A 20,254-nucleotide genomic window follows, 5' to 3' on the forward strand; every position below is an offset into this window, starting at 1 on the left:
TATCTTTTAAAATAAAAAAAAAGGAGGATGATTGGTGGTTTTAACGCAAGAAAGTAAAGAAAAAGCTTTAGATATGGCCATATCTCAAATTGAAAAACAATTTGGGAAAGGTTCAGTCATGCGATTAGGAGATGAAAGGATAATAAAAGATATCTCTGTAATTCCTACCGGATCTTTATCTTTAGACATTGCTATTGGTGTGGGAGGGATACCCCGAGGCAGGGTAATTGAAATTTATGGCCAGGAATCTTCGGGAAAGACCACTTTAACTCTTCATATCATTGCTCAGGCCCAAAAACAAGGGGGCATAGCTGCTTTTATTGATGCAGAGCATGCCTTAGATCCAACCCATGCTAAAAAGATTGGAGTAGATATAGATAGTTTGTTAATCTCCCAACCTGATACCGGAGAGCAAGCTTTGGAAATTACGGAGACTTTAGTCAGAAGTGGAGCTATAGATGTGGTGGTCATTGATTCTGTAGCTGCTTTGACACCCAAAGCTGAAATTGAAGGTGAAATGGGAGATAGTCATATGGGCTTACAAGCTCGTTTAATGTCACAAGCTTTACGTAAATTAACGGCCGTAGTGAGCAAGTCCAATACCGCAGTTATCTTTATTAATCAAATTCGGATGAAGATAGGGGTGATGTTTGGTAATCCAGAAACTACTACCGGTGGAAATGCTCTTAAATTTTACTCTTCTTTAAGATTAGACATGCGTACTATAGAATTAATTAAAGAAGGAGATGTGGTTATTGGTAACCGCGTAAAAGTAAAAGTAGCTAAAAATAAGATTGCTCCTCCTTTTAGGATTGCCGAGTTTGATATGATTTATAAGAGTGGTATTTCTTATGAAGGAAGTTTAATTGATTTAGCTTTAGAGAATAATTTTGTTCAAAGATCTGGTGCTTGGTTTTCTCTGGGGGACACCCGTTTAGGCCAAGGGCGAGAAAATGTCAAGAAATATCTCTTTGAGAATAAAGAAATCTGTAATCAATTAGAACAAGAGATTAAAAAGAAGTACCCATTTATTTATCTTTATTCTGAAAGTCAAGCTCTTAAGGAGTCTTCTAATCGCAAGGAAGATTAGCTAAGCAAAAGGTAAGAATTTATCTTAGAATTCCTAAATAATTTTAGAAGTGTAAAAGGTTATGCCCGGAGAAAAAATCTTAATTGTTGACGATGATCTAGAAATAGCTTTGGTCTTGAAAGCAATCTTTGAAAAAGAGAACTTTAGGCCTTATGCAGTTAATAATGGAAAGGAAGCTGTGGAATTAGCCAGGACATTATTTCCAGATCTAATTATTTTAGATATCCTTATGCCTAAGATTAGTGGTTATGAGGTATGTAAAAAACTACGGCATGATTTTCATACCAGTCATATTCCCATTATTGTTTTATCCGTTAAAGATCATACTCTTGACAAGATCAAAGGATTAAAGATAGGAGCAGATGATTATGTCACTAAACCATTTAGTAGTGAAGAATTAGTAGCTCGGATTAAAGCGGTCTTACGTCGGACTCATTTAGAAAGGGATTGTAACCCTTTAACTCAATTACCAGGAAATCTGGCGATTGAACATCAAATTAAGAATAGATTAAACTTAGGATTGCCCTTTGGTTTTATGTATGCAGATTTAGATAATTTTAAACCTTTTAATGATTATCATGGATATAGTAGGGGAGATTTAGCCATTAAACTTTTAGCTAATATTATCTTAAGTTCGATAAAAAAGCATGGAAATTTGGATGACTTTGTAGGTCATATCGGGGGAGATGATTTTATTATTATTACCCGAAAGATAGAGTCTATCGAGGATATTTGTAAGAATATTATCGAGAATTTAAAAGTATCTTCCCTTGATCTCTTTGGCCAAAAAGATCGTCAGCAAGGCTATTTTGAAATACTTGATCGCCGAGGAAATGCTAAAAAGTTTCCTGCCCGTTTAGACATTACTATTGCTATTACCTCTAACCAATATGCAAGCTTTACTAACTCTTTACAGATTAGTGATACTTTAGCTGAAATAAAGAAGTATGGCAAACAAGTAGAAGGAAGTGTTTTCATTATTGATCGCAGGGAAAAAAAGAAAATTACTAAACTTACAGATGTTATAGTACCGATTAATGAAAATTTGACTTAGAGCAAATTAGTTTGACTCCAAACGAGTTTATCTTTTATTACTTAATATCATTATTCCAAAACAACTACTATGCCATTTCAAAAGGATAATATGGCTGGCGAATTAATATTATTAGTAGATGATGAAGTAGATATGCTTAATCTTTTAAAAAGCTTCTTCATGGAAAATGGTTATTCCTGTATAGAAGCTCAAAGCGGTATTCAAGCTCTTGAAATTGCTCGAATGATTCATCCTGATTTGATTGTTTTAGATATTATGATGCCTCATATGGATGGCTTTGTTGTATGTCAAAAGCTAAAGAATGATTATGTGACCAGTCATATTCCTATTGTGCTTCTTACTGTAAAAAGAGAAACTTCTGATCGGGTAAAAGGCTTAGAATTAGGGGCTGATGATTATATAGCTAAACCATTTGATCTTTCTGAGCTCTTGGCTCGAGTTAAAGCGGTCTTACGTCGGACTCATTTAGAAAGGGATTGTAACCCTTTAACTCAATTACCAGGAAATCTGGCTATTGAACATCAAATTAAGAATAGATTAAAGAATGATACTCCTTTTGCCTTTTTATATGCCGACATAGATGATTTTAAGTTTTTTAATGATTATTATGGATATAGTAGGGGTGATTACGCCATTAAGACTTTTTCTAATGTGATCTTGTCTTCGATAAGAAAGCACGGAAGTTCAGAGGATTTTGTAGGTCATATCGGGGGAGATGATTTTATTGTTATTACTAAGTTAGAGGCAGCTATTGACATTTGTAAAGACATTATTGAAAATACTGCCTTTTCTATACCTCAATTATTTGATGAAGAAGATCTAAAGAGAGGTTATTTTGAAACCTTGACCCGAAGAGGAAAGAAAAAAGTTGCTGCTAATCTTACCGTGACTATTGCAGTAACTACTACTGAATACAGTCAGTTTGAAAATTCCATGGAAATAAGTAGCATCTTAGCAGCGCTAAAACGTTATGGGAAGAACAAAGGTGGCAATCTTTATGTAGTAGATCGGCGAAAAAAAGTTAGATAGGGATAGATAGAGATTAGATAGGAGTGGAAAAGGTATGGATAAAGAGACGATCTTAATTGTGGATGATGATCTTGATTTAACTGAAATCCTAAAAACTGTTTTACAGAAAAAAGGTTATAAAACCCTTATTGCGGAAAATGGTTTTTTAGCCTTGGAATTAGCCTTTAATCATAACCCATCTTTAATCTTGTTAGATGTGATGATGCCTGAGTTAGATGGCTTTGGAGTATGTCAAAAACTAAGAGATAATTTTTATACCAGTCATATTCCTATCATTATGTTAACTTGTCGGGAGGAGTTAGAGAGTAAAGTTAAAGGACTTACTTTAGGAGCAGATGATTATGTAACTAAGCCTTTTAATTTTTCAGAGCTTTTAGCTCGCATTAAAGCTGTCTTAAGACGAACCCATAGGGAACGAGGTTCTAATCCTTTAACAGCTTTACCAGGGGGCAACTTAATTGAAGAACAAATAAAGAAGAGATTAAGGGAAGGTAAATATTCAGCTTTCTTATATTTAGACTTAAATTACTTCAAGGCTTATAATGATTATTATGGATACAAGAGAGGTGATCAGGTTATTAAGCATCTGGCTGAAGTTTTGCTTACCGCAATTGAGAAAGATAAAGATAGGGATGATTTTGTTGGTCATATCGGGGGAGATGATTTTATTATTATTACTACTCCTCAAAAATCAGAAGTATTAGCTAATCAAATTATTAAGAAGATAGAAGAGACTTCTCACCAGTTTTTTGAGGATCGGGATTTAAAGGCTAGGTCTATTGAGATTAAGACTCGATCAGGGGAGGTAAATAAGTATCCGGCCAAAATTACTGTTACCATCGGGGGTATTTCTAGTCAAGATCTGAATATAAAGAGCCATATTCAGGTAAGTGATTCCTTAGCAGAAATTAAGCGATATTTAAAGAAAAAAGAAGGAAGTAATTTTATGGTAGAGAGAAGAAAAATTTAAATTGTCATGTTTAAGATTAAGGAGAATATAGCTAAATGATTATTGCGCAGCAAAAACCAATTCAAGAAATAGAGGCGATGGTGGCTGGTTACCAGAAAATTTTAGTGGTTGGTTGTGGTACTTGTGTTACAGTTTGCATGGCTGGTGGAGAAAAGGAAGTAGGCATTATGGCTTCTTGTTTACGAATGTCCTTAAGATTGGCTGGGAAAACCCCAGAAATTATTGAGGAATGTATTCAACGGCAATGTGAGTGGGAATTTGTAGATGAGTTAAAGGATAAAGTAGCCAGGGTAGAAGCCATAATTTCTTCTGCTTGTGGAGTAGGAGTACAAGCACTGGTGGAACGATTTAGTAATAAGCCAATTTATCCAGCTCTTAATACCAGCTTCATGGGACTTCCCCAAGAGCCTGGTTTTTGGTTAGAAACCTGTCGGGGTTGCGGAAATTGTGGCTTAGGTAAATTTGGCGGTATTTGTCCTATTGCTCGTTGCTCAAAGACATTACTTAATGGTCCTTGTGGTGGCAGCCAGAATGGTAAATGCGAGATAGATAAAGAGATGAATTGCGGCTGGCAGTTAATCTACCAACGACTAAAAGCATTAGGGCAGATTAATCAGATAGAGGAGATAGTTTTACCTAAAGATTGGTCCACAGATAGAGATAAAGGACAACGAAGGATAGTCAGAGAAGATGTCTATTCTAATAGTTATAACGAAAACCAGACATTAAGAAATAATACCAAGTAATAAAAAATAAACTTCAAGGGCTACCTTGTTTGGAGTTAAAAATTAATTTGCTCTAGATCAAATTTTTTCATTAATAGGTGCTCTATATGAACAGACCGTTTAAGGAAGTTCTAAAATCAGGTGAGTTTGTAGTTACTTCAGAGATTGGGCCTCCCAAAGGAACTAATATTGAGAAGATGATGCATCACATAGAGATGCTAAAGGATAAAGTCCATGGAATGAATGTGACCGATAATCAATCGTCAGTGATGAGGCTTTCTTCTTTGGCCACCTGCCATCTCATTAAAGACCACGGCGGTGAGCCCATTTTGCAAATGACTTGTCGTGATCGTAATCGGATGGCTTTACAATCTGATTTGATTAGTTCTCATGTTTTAGGTGTTCATAATGTTCTTTGTCTGACTGGCGACCATATCAGTTTGGGTGATCATAAAGGAGCTAAACAAGTCTTTGATTTAGATTCAGTTCAATTGATTACTACAGTAAGGACATTGGAGCAAGGTAGAGATATTGGTGGAAACGCCCTTGATGGAACAGTAGAGTTTTGTCTGGGGGCTACGGTTACACCTGAAGCTGATCAGATGGAATCACAATTATTAAAGTTTCGCAAAAAAGTTAAAGCTGGGGCAGAGTTTTTCCAGACTCAAGCAGTTTATGATCTGAATAAACTAAGGATGTTCACGGAGTATGCCCATCAATTTAAGGTAAAGATCTTAGCCGGAATTTTAGTTCTTACCTCGGCAGGTATGGCCAAGTATCTTAATGCTAACGTAGCTGGTATTATTGTTCCCCAAGAGCTGATTGAAGAAATGGCCGGGGTAGAAAAAGGTAAAGGATTACAGAAAGGAATGGAGATTGCTGCCCGGCAAATTAAGCAGATAAAGGATGAAAAAATAAGCGACGGAATTCATCTCATGGCCATTGGTAAGGAAGAGATAGTGCCAGAAATACTGGAGATGGCTAAAGTAAAAATATAACTAGTGTCCTGTCAACTTTCAATTGTCGGATAGAGGCGAGTATTATAGTCTTGAGTCTATGATCTATCGTCTTCTTTGGCTACTTTTTTGCAAACCTGATTTATTTGGGCATAACATAAAAGGAGGGAAAGATGGTTAATGGTTGTTTAAGATGGTGGCTACTGGTAATTTTAACAGTAACTTTAGTCATGCCTTTGGGTTGCGCGAAGCGAGAGCGAGAATCTAAGCAAGTAAAGAAAGAACAAATTAATTTCTTTAATGAAGCTATGAAAAATTTAGAAGAAGCAGGGGTAGCTTTAAATTTTAGCGATCTGGCAAATTATACAAAGCAAGATAAAGTATTAACTAATCCTACTAAGTTAATAGATTCTCAAAAAGTAGACAGGGCAGTAAAACTCTTATATCAAGTATTAGGAATATCATCTGGTCAAGTTACAGGAATGAGTAATATCATGGCGGTGGAGGACCCAAGTGGATTAAGTGAGGTAGATTTAGCTTACTGTTATCTGGAATTAGCTCGACTTTATGTCTTAAAAGCTGCTTTTATTGCTAATTCAGGCGCTAATAAATTTGAGGTAAGACTTTCTTCTGATGGAAAGTATATTTTTAATACTGGGGGAATAACTGCAGAAAATATTAGTGATCAGGAAATTCAAGATTTTACAAATATGATCTATATTTTACTTGGAATAGAGTTAAAACGTAACGGAACCTCTTATCTTACAAAGGATATCAAAAATATATATTATCCTTATGAATACGGGGATTTTAAAGGAGCCTTAGCCTTAGCCTTAAAGTTTGTAAATCTTTCTGGTAATGTTCTTCCAGAGGATATTGTCAAGGCTCTGACCGAAGTTAAAGTTTATATAGAAAAGTTTAAAAGTAATGTTGGGGGAAATATTATTCCTTGGGGCTTTGAAGAAGTAAATTTAAAGATAGGAGGAGATAATGAAAAGATATACTTTATGGATAATAGCTTTAATCTTAATCTTGAAGAGCTTTGATCTTTATGCCGCTAGGCCTTTTGATTCATACAGCCTTCGACCTATGGGCATGGGTAATGCTTTTACGGCGGTAGCTGATGATTATAATGCTATCTACTTTAATCCTGCCGGTATTGCTATTCTCGATCGTTTTGATATCGATGTTCCTTTAAATCTTATGATCTCTCAAGATACCGCCAATTTATTAACGGAGATGTCAACAATATCTAATAACTTAGAAGCTTCTGAAGATGGAAGTAAAATTACTCCTCAATTTAAAGAAGCTGTAGATAAGCTATTAAAATTAACTGATGATACATTAGGAGGAAGAGCAGATCTTTCCCTGGGTTGGGTGTTACCTAATGTTAAATTAGGAGGTACTTATTTTGGTTTAGGATTAGGGGCTTATGCTCAGTTAGGAACAAAGGTCTATATTCAACCGGTGGGTCTTCCGATCCAAAAACCTTTTAACATCTTAAATGATGAGCTTATTGTTCAAACAGGATGTGATTATGTAGTCTCTGGTTCGTTAGCCATGATGGTTCCTTTTAAGGAATTTTCTGGGAATAGCTCTTTAGGAGTAACGATCAAAGCTCTTAATCGAGTCTATCTGGATAACGAAAAAGAACCGATTGTTTTTTCCTCTTTGTTAAGAGAAGATCTAAATGTAGAAAAATACTTCGATCTAAGTAAAGCTAAGTCTAAATCTGGAGTGGGCTTGGACTTAGGTTGGATGTATGAGTATAATAAAATGATTAGATTAGGATTGATGGTTAAAGATATTAGTAATTCTTTAAAGGTGGATCCAAACTTGAGAATAGGCATAGCGGTAAAACCTATGCAATCATTTGCTTTAGGTAAAAAGATTCCTCCGGTAGATGCTACTTTTGCCCTTGATCTGGATAACTTAAATAATAAAGTAAGAAAAGATAAGAAGTTTTTAGATAAACTTCATTTGGGCACCGAGCTTAAGTTAGCTCCTTTTAAGAATCGAGCCTTAGTTCTTTCTCTAAGAGCTGGAAATAATCAAGGTTATCTTACTTTAGGAACAGGTCTTAAGATCCTATGGCTCTTAAATGCTGATTATGCTTATTTTGGAGACCCTGTGGCTGATTGGCATAGCTTAAGTTTAAGATTTTCTATCTAAATGGTAGTCTTGACAATAATTGAATAATATGGCAAAATAAAAATAGAAAGGAGAGTAAATAAGGGAGTATATTTTAGACAAGGAGGTACATAACTCAAGGAAGGAGGTAATTTTCAAGATGAAGATAAATACTAATATTCCTGCCCTTGGTGCCCAAAGAAGCCTTGATAAAACCCAAGAAGAGCTGGCTAATAGGTTACTCAAGTTAACTACAGGTTATAAAATTAACCGGGCTGCAGATGATGCCGCTGGTTTAGCTATTTCAGAAAAATTACGCTCTCAAGTATCAGGCATAGGCCAAGAAGCAACCAATGAACTTGATCTGATCTCCAGAAATCAGGTAGCAGAAGGAGGTCTTGGTTCTACTTCAGATGCTTTACAAAGAATGAGAGAGCTTACTGTTCAAAGTGCTAATGGAACATTAACCGATCAAGATAAAGAACTAATCAATAAAGAAGTAGCTCAGCTTCAGGAGCAGATTGATTATAATGCTCAAACCACCCAGTTTAATACCAAGCAAGTCATTCCTAATGCCACTACCACCGATTTAGGGATAGATAAAGGTTCTATCGATATTGTCAGTGACCCTCAAGCAGCCTTAGAAAAGTTTGATGCTGCTATTAATATGGTTTCAGAAAAAAGGGCTGATTTAGGAGCAGAGACCAATCGTAGCGAGCATAAGATTAATGGTCTTTTAATAGCTCAAGAAAATACCATGGCTGCAGAGTCGCGGATCCGAGATGCCGATATGGCTTTTGAGATGATGCACTTAGTTCGTAGCCAGATATTAGAAAAATCAGGAGTAATCATGGCCGGTCATGCTAATGTTCAACCAAAAACAGCTTTAGGTTTGTTGGGAGGAGCATAAAATAAGAGCCAAAAACTTTACCATAAAAAAAAAACTGCAAGATTATCTTGCAGTTTTTTTATGGACTTATATTCGTTGCAAAACAAAGGTTTTATCAGTTAAAGAAAGCAGTTTATACCTTCCACTACTTTTCTGACATCCACTTTAGTGTCACAACAAGGCCCAGAAGGTCTTTCATTAAATACTCCAAAGACAGGAATAGGAAAACTGTTCTTAATTCCTTCTTCTACCTCCTTTTCACAAGCAATAGCCACAATTCCTTGACATCTTTCTTTTTTTGCTTTTTGAAGAGCTAAAGTTCCTCCTTTTACTACAAACAGAGAAATTTGATATTGATGATAAATTTCTGTCAAATCCTTAAGATTGCAAGCTCCACAGCTTTGGCAATTTTTAATATCTACTACAATGTTTTGATGACAACTTGAGTTTTGTAAGCAATAAGGAGCTAAAATAAGAAGTCTTTTTGGTGAAACCCTGATCCACTTTCTCTTTAAAATAAAGTTATTAATATTCACATGAAGCTGGATAAGCTTTTGATCAGAAATAAATAGTAACTTCCCCGCTCCTATAGTTATTACAAAAAAAAGATTAATAAGATAAATTAAGCTTTTCGCCAAAAAAGACATAAAAATACTTAGTTAAATCTTAGTCGTCTTTATTTGTCATTTTGACAAATAAGAATTATCAGTTAGTAAAAAGGGACAAACTAACAAGAAGTTGACAAGATTGCCCTGACTAATGCTCAGACTTCCGAGCATTTTTTCGCTACCACTTTAGGAATTTGAAAATTCCTATCTAAATATTTAAACAGCTATTACTTTTTTAATTTCAGGTATTTCTTTCTTTAATGTAGCTTCTACTCCTTGTTGAAGAGTCATAGTTGACATAGAGCAACAACCACAAGCTCCTTTTAGTTTTACCTTGACTGTCCCTTCTTGGACATCTACTAATTCAATATCGCCGCCATCCGCTTGAAGATATGGCCTAATCTTAGTTAAAACCTTCTCTACTGAGTCACGCATAATTTCCTCCTCTTATCAATTGAAAATTTAGTTAAAACCTTCTCATAGGTTTTGTTTACCGGTAATTCATTAAAGTTATATCAGAACCAGAGGTTCATTTAACATCTATATTTCTTTATAGTATCCGTAACTATCTCAATAACAAGATTTACTTCTTCTCTGGTCATCTTCTGGTATAAAGGAAGAGATAATATTTGCTGATATAAAGATTCACAAATGGGAAAGTTTCCCCATTGATACTTAAACTTTTCTCTAAAATATTTATGTAAATGAAGAGGGAGATAATGAATATTAGTGCCAACTCCTGATTCTCTCAATACTCTTACCAAGTTATCTCGACTAATGGTGAGCATCTTTAGATTTAATTTAATGACATACAAATGCCAGGAAGTTTTAACTTCTGGCAAAACAGTAGGAGTTTTAATCTCTGGAATTTGTTCAAAGGCTTGGTTATACATTTCAGCATACTGATCTCTTGTTATTTGAAATCTATCTACCTTTTTAAGCTGGCTAATACCCATGGCCGCTTGAAGATCCATCATATTATACTTAAATCCTAATTCTTCTACTTCATAGTGCCAATAATCTTCACTCTTATTTCGCTTCCAGGCATCACTTTCTATGCCAAAAAATCGTAATTTTTTGGCTTTCTCTGCTATCTCTTGACTTTCCGTAGCGATCATCCCTCCTTCGCCAGAAATGACATTTTTAACTGCATGAAAACTAAAGCATGCCCCTAAACCAAAAGAACCAACTTTTTTCCCTTTATACTCTGCTCCAATCGCATGAGCGGCATCTTCCAAAAGAAAGAGATGATGCCTTTGGGCAATCTCCCTTATTTCGTCTAATTGAGCTGGCTGTCCCCCATAGTGGGTTAAAAGAATAGCTTTAGTTCTTGGAGTAATAGCTTCTTCTATCTTAGAAGGGTCAATATTAAAAGTATCTTCTCTTACCTCTACAAATACAGGGGTAGCTTTTTGATAAAGAATAGCGTTAGATGTAGCTACAAAAGTAAAAGGAGTAGTAATAACCTCATCTTCTTCTTTAATATTTAAAGTAGCTAATAAGAGATGTAAGGCTGAAGTGCAAGAATTTAAAGCCACCGCATATTTACAGCCAATATATTCTTTAAAACTTTTTTCAAATTCAATTACCTTAGGACCAGAAACAATCCAATCAGACCTTAAGACTTCTAAAACAGATTGAATATCATCTTCCTCTAATAAATGAGCTATAAAGGGAATAAATTTAGCCTTCATCTTGAGTGTATCTTTGTATTAAATGAGCAATAATCTCTACGGTCTCTTTCTTTAATTCAGGATAGATAGGAAGAGACAGCACTTCACGAGCTGCTCTTTCGCTTTCTGGAAAATCTCCTTTTTTGTACTTTAAATAAGAAAAGGCTTCCTGAAGGTGAAGAGGAATAGGATAATGAACAGCGGTAGGAATTCCTTCGTCTAAAAGTCTCATGCTTAGTCGATCTCTCTCTTTAGCCCTAATGGTATATTGATTATAGACATGAAGATTAAACGATTCTACAAAAGGAGTTTTTACTCTGGCCTGGCTTAAAAGATCTGTATATTTAGTAGCAATATTTCTTCTCTTTTTTATCCAATCACCTAAGTATCTTAACTTTACTCTTAAGATAGCCGCTTGAATTTCATCCAAGCGAGCGTTAGTGCCAATGTACTTATGAATATATCTTTCCGATGACCCATGGACACGAAGCATTTTTAGTTTCTGGTAAATTTCTTCATCATTAGTAAGGATCATTCCCCCGTCACCATAGCCACCTAAATTTTTAGCTGGAAAGAAACTTAAAGCACCTACCTGTCCAAAAGAACCAACTTTTTTCCCTTTATATTCTGCTCCTATGGCTTGAGCGGCATCTTCCACGATCGTTAAATTATATTTAAGAGCTAAGTCTAAAAGAAAGTCCATATCGGCTGGTTGTCCATATAAATGGACAGGAATAATAGCTTTAGTTCTTGGGGTAATAGCTTCTTCTATCTTAGAAATGTCGATATTAAAAGTATGAGGATTAATATCTACAAAGACAGGTTTAGCTCTTAAAAGAGCAATTACTTCTGCCGTTGCTATAAAAGTAAAGGGAGTAGTAATTATCTCATCATCAGGTCTTATATCTAATGCTAATAAAGGAAGAAATAAAGCCTCGGTTCCAGAAGCTACTCCAACCGCATATTTTGTTTGACAATAATCAGCTATCTCTTTTTCTAAGAAAACTACTTCTTCTCCTAAGATAAAAGAACCACTTTCTACTACTTTTTTAATAGCTTGATCAATCTCATCCTTAATAAGTTGATATTCTGCTTTTAAGTCGATAAGAGGAGTAATAAATTTTTTAGACATGCTCTTCTTTTTTCCAAACTAAGTTATCTATTAAGCGAACCTTACCAAATCTAACCGCTAAAGCTACCAAAGCTTCTTTATTAATATAGTCAAGATCAGTAAGATAGGCAGGATCACAGATCTTAATATATTCAATCTCAGCTAAAGGCTCTTGGTTAATTAGACTATTCATTTGTTTAATAATGAGCTTTGGATCCTTAACATCCTTCTCTAAAAGAGAGAAGGCTTTTCTTAGAGATTGGGATAAAATAACAGCTCTTTTTTGCTCTTCTAAAGTTAAATCCTTGTTTCGAGAGCTTAAAGCTAAATTACCTTCATTTCTAACCGTAGGTAAGGTTATAATTTCGAGATCAAAATTTAAATCCTTGACCAATCTTTTAACTATTTCAACTTGTTGGTAATCCTTTAATCCAAAATAAGCTCGATGAGGTTTAGTAATATTAAATAACTTGGTAACTACCGTAGCTACTCCTTGAAAATGGCCAGGTCGATATTTTCCGCATAGATTAGTACTCAGCTTATTTACATTTACAAAAGTTAGCTGGTCTTCAGGATACATCTCTTTTATAGAAGGAATAAAAACAGTATCTACTTTAAATCTCCTGCAAATATCTAAGTCTTCATCTAAAGGACGAGGATAAAAATTAAGGTCATCTTGATCGTTAAACTGGATAGAATTGACAAAAATACTTACTATTGTCCAATCATTCCCTTCTTTACATTTTTCAATTAAACTTATATGTCCTTGGTGCAAGGCACCCATAGTAGGAACAAAGCCGATCTCTTTATTTTTTGCTCTTAAACAAGAACTCTTCTCTTGTATTTCTTTAATCTTGGCAATAATTTCCATAAAGAAGATTTATCTATGTATTTCTTTAATCTTGGTAACAATTTCCATAAACAAAAAACTTATTTATGTATTTCTTTAATTTTAGTAATAATTTTCATAAAGAAGATTTATTTAATGGGGGTGATTTAAAGATGTAGTTCAAAATTAAGGAGGAAAAGTTTTTAACAAACTTTTATTAATAAAGATACTAATCTTTCTTTTCTTCTTTAGCTTGAATAAGGACGAAACACTCTAAACAACGTCCTTTATTATCTCGTTTGCAACAAGGGATATGAGGAGTATCCCAACAATCAGTGCCATTCTTGTAAGCATCACAGACTATATAACAACTTGCTGGACAATACCTAATTTCAAAACATCGCTTCATGTTTTACCTTGCCAGGAAATATAGATTAAAACTTAGATTTAAAGAACCAAAATTGAGCCAAAATTATCTTTTCAATCTAAAACAAATATTACTTTACATTCTTTAAGAAAGCTTAGATTTTGATTTAATTTATAAAGTAAAGCCGCATCGTTATTGCTTATCACTACATCTGTCTTTTGCTTTCCAGAAAAGTTTAAAGCTTTAATAACTAAAGGATTATCTTTTACTCTATCAATCTTACAAGCTTCTTCTAAATCTTTAGCATATCCAACCATGCCAAACCTCTCAGCAAAATCAGAACTTACCGAAGCACTGCCATAAATCTCTTGGCCTTCTTCGCTTAAGATTTTAGGATTCATGGCTGGGCAAATCTCAATGCCTTGAGCATTAATCACTAAACCAGTAAAGGGTTTAGTGAAATCTATGGCTGGCATTTTAGCCTCTTCCTGCAAAGAAGGAAGGTAAGTTTTTTCAGGAATAGTTTTTTCGTCTTTTTCTTTTTCTATTTCTAAAGAAGGCTTAGGAAAGAAGATTCCGCTTAAGCTACCTACGCCACTTAAAGCAATGGTTAGTTCTACTTTTACCGTTCCATCCGACATATATTTAGGTTCGGAAATCTTTGCCCCCTTGATAAAACCTTGAACTTCAGCCCTAATTACATCGCTTTCCACCGCACTCTCTTTAACTGTGGTCTGGGCGTCTACTCTCACCGCATTTACCGCTTCTAATAAGTTTCGATAAGCATCGACTTTAGCTGCTCTTTCGGCCATTAACCTCGCTTGGCCGGGATGCATGTTTTTTGGAGGAAATCCCCACCCTTCAGCAGCAACAATTCCTTTTTCCCAATCTATTGCTCCCTTTTCGTAGGTTTCCACAAGTCCGCAAAAAGCCGTAGTAAAAGAAATAGTAGTAAAAGAAATAATTAATAATAAGCTTATAATTAGTGGAAAAATAATTAAATTTTTCTTCATCTTTAACTCCCCTCAACTTAACCTATCTTTAATTTAACCTACTAATTAAATAGTGCCCCATTAAAATCATTTTGTCAATAATTTTTTATATTATTGAACTTGTAATTAAATAAATTTAAAGTCTTAAGAGGAAGATCTAATTATTTACATCTCCTCAAAATTATCAAAAAATATTTTTATTTCTTTTTGAGCATCTTCTTTGTTTTTACTTCGATGAACTAAATTTTTTAATATTCTTCTTTCGCTTAAAGAGTTTTCCATGCTATCCTTACTCATGCTTCTTATGGTTCCTTTTTCTGCTTTTTGAGGATCGGTGTCTCCAACAATCTTACTAATTTCAGCAAAAAATCCTTCTTTATATTGAAAATCATCTTTTTCTTCTAATGTCATCACCTCAATAGATTTATTTTGGTAGTAATCAAAAAACCAAGGGTAAAATACTTCATCTTTATGTTCTTCATATAATTTAGCAATCTTTTCTAAAGGTACTTTAGGGTATTTTTTTGAAGTTATGATTTTAGCTAAAGGAAGGATCTTTTCTAAGATCTTTCTTCTTTTTTTAATCCCTTCTGGTTTAATCATAAAGAATGTTTTTTGTTTCATGATTAGCTAAGGTAATTTATTTTCATTAAAGTTAACTACCCTTACTTCTCTAAGAAAGTTTTCTTGGTGATCGGAAGTGTGAATAGTATTTTCTAAGATAGATTCACTATAAGCATATCTTACTAATTTTAAGGCTGTTTCTCTAATTTGACAAAGAGCCCCTCTTCCTTCATAAAGGAGAGCTAAGGACTTTTTGTCACTCATGAAATTTACTAGTTCTTCAAAGAAAGGCTTATCTTTATGGACTAGATAAAACTCTTCCATTTGTTCTTTGGTAGGTATTTGGATCTTAGCTCCCACAATGTACATTCCAGTTAGAGAAATAGCATTAACTACATCTCCAATCCGAGGATCATAACTACCTTCAAAAGTATTTGGTTTTATAAGTACTAAACTATTATCTACTTCTTTAACCATATTATCTGGATAAATAACAGAATTTTTAAGTGGTCCTCCTCTATCTTTATACTTATTCCAGAATAAAGATAATTGAGCTTCTGCTTCTTCTTTGTTATTAGGAGCAGAAGCAGGAAATTCAGACATGATAACTTTTTTATCCGCTGACATTTTAAAAAAGCCGTATCTACCTAAGATAGTAACACCGTTTCTTATTCTTATATCACCCACTAACTTGCTTATTTTTTTAACAGCATCTTCTCCTTCAATTACTAAATTAAACACTCTTTTGTAGTTGTATTTTTCTTTATCAAGATTCTCTTTATTGCAAATATATTCTTTAAAACTCTCTTGAATTATTCTTTCTTCTTGATCTTTTTTCAAGACTAAGGTATCGCAAAAATCTTTAGCAAATTGATCATCCATCTTGTAAATATCAGCACCAATAATCTCTAATTTAGAACTTAATCCTGGCATGAATCTAATCATACTTATCAAATCCCCAGTAATAGACCGTTCTAAAGAGGTGTAGTATATATTAACTAAGGTTCTTTCTAGATGCATTTTTATCTCCAAAGTAAAAATTTATAAGTTTTAATTGTGTTTTTACCTATTATATGCAATCTGATAAATAACTTGACATAATAGTTGTATTTCCACCCCCTAACCCCCGCCAGCGGGGGTTACAAGCTTATCCCCCGCTGGCGGGGGTTAGGGGGTGGATTTTCCCTACGAGGTATGTCAACTTAACTAATGGATTGCATATATTAAAGTTAATTATCTTCAATTATCTATTTTTAAGATAATATCACATAGATAGATAAATGGTCAAACAATTACTTTTACACTACCAAAGTAATGCCTCAATTACAAGTGGTATAAAAATCCCTTGACAAAAACAAAACTTTATGTAACTTTACTTTAAAGTGGTTGTCGAGAGAAGTAAATTTATGGGGTTAAATCATTGTAGAGGTAGAGGAATTTGAAAAAATTCATAGGGTAGGGGTTACCACAAAGGGGAAAATAGTTTCTACTTGGTGAGGGATGACAGCTAAGAAAGGCGAGGAAGTCCGAGCATTCTTGAGCGCCACAGGGGCGAAGCCCCTATAAAAGATAATTCTAAGCATTAGCGAGGGTTATCTTGTAGTCAGACTAAAAAATAGACAAGGAGGCTATATGAGAAATATCTTAAGTATGGTTGTTTGTTTAGCTTTATCAATAATGGTAGGGTGTGGACCTAAGCCTATTAAGCAAGAATCTTTACTTGACACTCCTGAGTATCATTATAGCTTGGGGGCAAAATACTTAGAAGATAGAGATTATGAAAAAGCAGCTCAAGAATTTAACCGAGCCAAAGCTTTAAATCTTAAATATTGTTTAGCTTATATAGGATTAGGCTTGGTAGAAGCTGAAACTAAGAACTTTAAAAAAGCCTTTTCTTTAATGGAAGAAGCTAAAGACTTAGCCGAAACGAAGATAGAAAAAGTTGAATCTTTTATTGGCATGGGTAGAGTAATCTCTCTTAAAAGAGCAGGTGATGACTGGTTAGAAGATGCTTGCCAAGAGTTTAAAGAAGCTTTAAAAATAGATTCAAGCAATAGTAAGATTTACTATTTTAGAGGCATAGCTTATGAAAAAGCTTATCAGTTTTCTAAATCAGGTGATGACTTTAGAAAAGTGTTAGACTTTAATACCTTATATCTTAAAGAAGCTAATGAAGAATGGGCCAAGGTCCAGAAGATAGAAAGAGCAGCTCCGGGCACGATGATAGGAAAGAAGATTGCCTTATTAGAAGAGACTGATCGGAGTGATATAGCGGCTTTATTTATAGCGGAATTAAATTTAGATAGATTTTTAAGAAAAAGAATGCCTGAAGAAGTAGACACTAGTTTTAAAGCTCCTCAAGCTAAGACTGCTCTAAAATCAAAGTCTATAGAAGTTCCTAAAATTACTGATGTTAATGACCACTGGGCAAAAAACTATATTGAAGAAGTAGTTAAGTATGGAATTATTCCTACTTTTCCTGACCATACCTTTAAACCTGATGAATTAATTACTAAGACTACTTTTTGTAAAATGATCTTAGATTTAATCGTAGTTATTACCGGAGAGTATTCTTTGGAAACCAAGTTTATTGGATCTACTTCTCCCTTTAAAGATGTGAGATCTGACCATTTTGCTTTTCCAGCGATTATGGTTACTACCACCAGAGGTATCATTGAGCCCAAGGATAAGATTAATGGCTTATTTGGAGGATTAGATAAGGTTTCTGGTCCCGAAGCTTTATTGGTCTTAAGAAACTTAAAAACAGCCATGCAATGGTAAACAAAGAAAGGCTTTATTTATGAAAAAGAAACTAAGTATTTATTTACTCTTTTTACTCTTACTTTTGTCTTCTAAGAATATCATTCTGGCTCAAGAGATGTCCGATAAAAAAGAAGTGGTGGTAAATGGCCAGGGAGTAATTTATCAAAATGATTTAGCTCATGCTCGAGATTTAGCTATCTCTGATGCTTTACGAAGAGCTGTGGAAGAAGTGATGGGCACTTTTGTTCAAGCCGATACCTTGGTAAAAAACTATCAGCTGATTGAAGACCGTATTTATACTCAGACTAAAGGGTATATTAAAGATTACCAAGTCTTAAAAGAAAGCCAACTTCAAGGTGTTTATCAAGTTACCGTAAAAGCTACAGTTGGTCTTAAAAAGCTTCAAAGTGATTTAATGGCTATTAATATCCTTCAACAAAGAATGCATAAACCTCGAATTATGGTCATGGTTCTTAAAGAAAGATCCCTATCTGAGGGAGAAGATCTAAAAAAGTTTGATCTTTATGACTTAGTGAGTGAAGGGGAGATCATTAAGTCTCTTAAAGAAAAAGACTTTGAAGCAGTAGTGGAATCAAGTCAAATTAGAGAAGTGTATAGTCAAAGGGAAACTAAAAAAGCTTCCTGGGAAGATGATGCTTTAGTAGCTGAAATAGGAAAGAAATTAGGAGCAGATGTAGTGCTGATTGGTAAATCTAAATGGGAAAAAAGCGGAGCTTTGGATTTAGGTGGACTGGTATCTTGTCGAGCTTATATCGAGATAAAAGCTGTTAAATGCGATACCGAAGCTATCATTGGCACTAAGGGAGAAGTATCAACTGGTGTTGGCATTACCGAAAATGATGCTTCTCGAAAAGCCGCTGTTAAAGCAAGCCAAATAGTTGCTCTGGCCTTAATAGATCAAATATTAGAAGTTTGGTCAAAAGAGACTTCTGATAGCAGGTTAATTACTTTAGAAATTGCTAACTTATCTTTTGAAAACTTGTTAAAATTTGAAGATATTCTGAAGAATCAAATAAGGGGAATTAAAGCTTTACATAGAAGAAGTTTTAATGAAAATAAGGCCGTTGTTGAATTAGAAAGTAAGCAGAGTACGCAAGATTTAGCTACTGAGATTAGTAATAAAGATTTTGGCTTCTCAGTCTTAATTACTAATTTCTCGGCTAATAGATTAAAGATAGAAGCAAGATAGAAACAACAAGCAAAAGGAGATTTTTTTATGGGAGTATATATAGGTAGAAGCAGGAAAGCTCGGCGAGGTTATGGATTTGATGAAATAGCTTTAGTTCCAGGACTGGTTCCCGTTAACCCTGAAGATGTAGCTATAAATTTTAAATTAAGAGATTTTCGCTTTGAAGTTCCTATTATTGCTGCCGCCATGGATGGAGTAACAGATGTAAATTTTGCTATTCATATGTCTAAATTAGGGGGCTTGGCAGTCTTGAACTTAGAAGGGATTTACACTCGATATGAAGACCCAGCAGAGATTATAAATGATATTGTTAAAGCTACACCGCAAGAAGCTACTAACATTATTCAAAAGATGTATCTTACCCCAGTCAAAGAAGAACTTATTGAGAAAAAAATAAAAGAAATGAAAGCTGCCCAGGCGACCGTAGCGGTCTCAAGTATTCCTCAAAAAGCAGAAATGTTTGGCGAAATAGCCCAGCAAGCAGGGGCAGATATCTTTGTAGTTCAAGCTACGATTACTTCTGCTCGTTATCTTTCCTCTGATAAGAAATCTTTAAATTTTAAAGATTTTTGCCAAAAAATGAAGATTCCAGTAATAGTAGGGAATTGCGTTACTTATGAAAGTGCCTTAGGACTTATGGAATGTGGTATTGATGGCCTTTTAGTAGGGGTTGGCCCAGGTTCAGCTTGTACCACGCGGGGTGTTTTAGGAATAGGGGTGCCCCAAGTTACTGCAACAGCTGATTGTGCTGCCGCCAGAGACTTTTATTTTAATAAAACTTCTCGATATGTACCTATTATTACTGATGGAGGAATGAGTGTAGGAGGTGATATTTGTAAAGCCTTCTCTTCTGGAGCTGATGCGGTGATGATTGGCTCTGCTTTTGCCAAGTCTAAAGAAGCTCCAGGAAAAGGTTATCATTGGGGTATGGCTACCCCTCATAAAAATTTGCCTCGGGGAACGAGAATTTATGTAGGAGTAACTAGTTCCTTAGAAGAAATATTATTTGGTCCTGCTCATCTTGATGATGGCTCTCAAAACTTAGTAGGAGCTCTCAAGACTTCTATGGGTATGTGCGGCGCAAGGAATATTCGAGAAATGCAGTTATCCGAAATCATTATTGCTCCTTCCATAAAAACTGAAGGTAAAATCTTTCAGAAGAGTCAACATATTGGGATGGGAAGATCTTAAGTTTGGTCTTTAATAATGGTGTTTGCTAATGGATAGAGATACAATTTTAATTCTTGACTTTGGTTCCCAGTACACTCAACTTATTGCCCGTTTGGGATGGGAA

The 20,254-nt window shown here is 34.7% G+C and carries 21 protein-coding genes; 12 read left to right on the forward strand and 9 right to left on the reverse strand.

The window, feature by feature from the left end:
* The first annotated feature begins 73 nt into the window (after positions 1–73).
* From recA to KJ849_04090, 9 genes are all read left to right on the forward strand, one after another.
* Entirely contained in the window at positions 74–1,090 is a 1,017-nt protein-coding gene (gene recA, locus KJ849_04050; GenBank protein MBU2599733.1) for a recombinase RecA, read from the forward strand.
* Positions 1,091–1,151: 61 nt separating this feature from the next.
* Positions 1,152–2,144 carry a response regulator gene (locus KJ849_04055; protein ID MBU2599734.1) on the forward strand — a complete coding sequence of 331 codons (993 nt, stop codon included), beginning with the start codon at positions 1,152–1,154 and terminating at the stop codon, positions 2,142–2,144.
* A gap of 90 nt (positions 2,145–2,234) precedes the next feature.
* Complete coding sequence (locus KJ849_04060) at positions 2,235–3,173, forward strand: response regulator (protein MBU2599735.1); 939 nt, start codon at positions 2,235–2,237, stop codon at positions 3,171–3,173.
* A gap of 34 nt (positions 3,174–3,207) precedes the next feature.
* Positions 3,208–4,143 carry a response regulator gene (locus KJ849_04065; protein ID MBU2599736.1) on the forward strand — a complete coding sequence of 312 codons (936 nt, stop codon included), beginning with the start codon at positions 3,208–3,210 and terminating at the stop codon, positions 4,141–4,143.
* A 35-nt stretch (positions 4,144–4,178) separates the two neighbouring features.
* Entirely contained in the window at positions 4,179–4,889 is a 711-nt protein-coding gene (locus KJ849_04070) for a methylenetetrahydrofolate reductase C-terminal domain-containing protein (protein ID MBU2599737.1), read from the forward strand.
* Between the two features lie 86 nt (positions 4,890–4,975).
* Complete coding sequence (locus KJ849_04075; protein ID MBU2599738.1) at positions 4,976–5,866, forward strand: methylenetetrahydrofolate reductase; 891 nt, start codon at positions 4,976–4,978, stop codon at positions 5,864–5,866.
* A 131-nt stretch (positions 5,867–5,997) separates the two neighbouring features.
* Complete coding sequence (locus tag KJ849_04080) at positions 5,998–6,870, forward strand: hypothetical protein (protein ID MBU2599739.1); 873 nt, start codon at positions 5,998–6,000, stop codon at positions 6,868–6,870.
* Positions 6,815–7,996 carry a conjugal transfer protein TraF gene (traF, locus tag KJ849_04085; protein MBU2599740.1) on the forward strand — a complete coding sequence of 394 codons (1,182 nt, stop codon included), beginning with the start codon at positions 6,815–6,817 and terminating at the stop codon, positions 7,994–7,996. Before KJ849_04080 ends, traF begins: the two co-directional genes overlap by 56 nt.
* A 118-nt stretch (positions 7,997–8,114) precedes the next feature.
* Complete coding sequence (locus tag KJ849_04090) at positions 8,115–8,864, forward strand: flagellin (GenBank protein ID MBU2599741.1); 750 nt, start codon at positions 8,115–8,117, stop codon at positions 8,862–8,864.
* 98 nt (positions 8,865–8,962) lie between these two features.
* Here the strand turns inward: KJ849_04090 and KJ849_04095 are convergent, their stop codons facing one another.
* The 9 genes from KJ849_04095 to KJ849_04135 form a co-directional block, all read right to left on the reverse strand.
* The gene (locus KJ849_04095; protein ID MBU2599742.1) at positions 8,963–9,490 is read right to left on the reverse strand and encodes a DUF116 domain-containing protein; all 528 of its coding nucleotides are present in this window, start codon (positions 9,488–9,490) and stop codon (positions 8,963–8,965) included.
* Between the two features lie 177 nt (positions 9,491–9,667).
* Positions 9,668–9,886, reverse strand: a complete 219-nt coding sequence (locus tag KJ849_04100) for a NifU family protein (GenBank protein MBU2599743.1) — start codon at positions 9,884–9,886, stop codon at positions 9,668–9,670.
* 98 nt (positions 9,887–9,984) lie between these two features.
* Positions 9,985–11,145 (reverse strand): DegT/DnrJ/EryC1/StrS aminotransferase family protein, encoded by a 1,161-nt coding sequence (locus KJ849_04105; GenBank protein MBU2599744.1) that lies wholly within the window; start codon positions 11,143–11,145, stop codon positions 9,985–9,987.
* The gene (locus tag KJ849_04110) at positions 11,135–12,256 is read right to left on the reverse strand and encodes a DegT/DnrJ/EryC1/StrS family aminotransferase (GenBank protein ID MBU2599745.1); all 1,122 of its coding nucleotides are present in this window, start codon (positions 12,254–12,256) and stop codon (positions 11,135–11,137) included. Before KJ849_04110 ends, KJ849_04105 begins: the two co-directional genes overlap by 11 nt.
* Entirely contained in the window at positions 12,249–13,106 is an 858-nt protein-coding gene (gene panC / locus KJ849_04115) for a pantoate--beta-alanine ligase (protein ID MBU2599746.1), read from the reverse strand. The genes KJ849_04110 and panC overlap by 8 nt, the downstream gene beginning before the upstream one ends.
* A 187-nt stretch (positions 13,107–13,293) precedes the next feature.
* Positions 13,294–13,473, reverse strand: a complete 180-nt coding sequence (locus tag KJ849_04120) for a hypothetical protein (protein MBU2599747.1) — start codon at positions 13,471–13,473, stop codon at positions 13,294–13,296.
* A gap of 71 nt (positions 13,474–13,544) precedes the next feature.
* The gene (locus tag KJ849_04125; GenBank protein ID MBU2599748.1) at positions 13,545–14,444 is read right to left on the reverse strand and encodes a hypothetical protein; all 900 of its coding nucleotides are present in this window, start codon (positions 14,442–14,444) and stop codon (positions 13,545–13,547) included.
* A 144-nt stretch (positions 14,445–14,588) separates the two neighbouring features.
* Positions 14,589–15,026 (reverse strand): nucleoside-diphosphate kinase, encoded by a 438-nt coding sequence (locus KJ849_04130; GenBank protein ID MBU2599749.1) that lies wholly within the window; start codon positions 15,024–15,026, stop codon positions 14,589–14,591.
* Positions 15,027–15,053: 27 nt separating this feature from the next.
* The gene (locus KJ849_04135) at positions 15,054–16,007 is read right to left on the reverse strand and encodes a hypothetical protein (GenBank protein ID MBU2599750.1); all 954 of its coding nucleotides are present in this window, start codon (positions 16,005–16,007) and stop codon (positions 15,054–15,056) included.
* Positions 16,008–16,619: 612 nt separating this feature from the next.
* Between KJ849_04135 and KJ849_04140 the strand changes: the two genes are divergently transcribed.
* From KJ849_04140 to KJ849_04150, 3 genes are read left to right on the forward strand one after another with little or no spacing between them, the layout of a single operon-like run.
* On the forward strand, positions 16,620–17,768 hold the full coding sequence (locus KJ849_04140) for an S-layer homology domain-containing protein (protein MBU2599751.1): 1,149 nt from the start codon (positions 16,620–16,622) through the stop codon (positions 17,766–17,768).
* Between the two features lie 19 nt (positions 17,769–17,787).
* Positions 17,788–18,960, forward strand: a complete 1,173-nt coding sequence (locus tag KJ849_04145) for a hypothetical protein (protein ID MBU2599752.1) — start codon at positions 17,788–17,790, stop codon at positions 18,958–18,960.
* A 27-nt stretch (positions 18,961–18,987) separates the two neighbouring features.
* Complete coding sequence (locus KJ849_04150; GenBank protein ID MBU2599753.1) at positions 18,988–20,151, forward strand: GuaB3 family IMP dehydrogenase-related protein; 1,164 nt, start codon at positions 18,988–18,990, stop codon at positions 20,149–20,151.
* The last annotated feature ends 103 nt before the right edge of the window (positions 20,152–20,254 follow it).

The organism is bacterium (assembly GCA_018830565.1).
Classification (GTDB): domain Bacteria; phylum UBA9089; class JAHJRX01; order JAHJRX01; family JAHJRX01; genus JAHJRX01.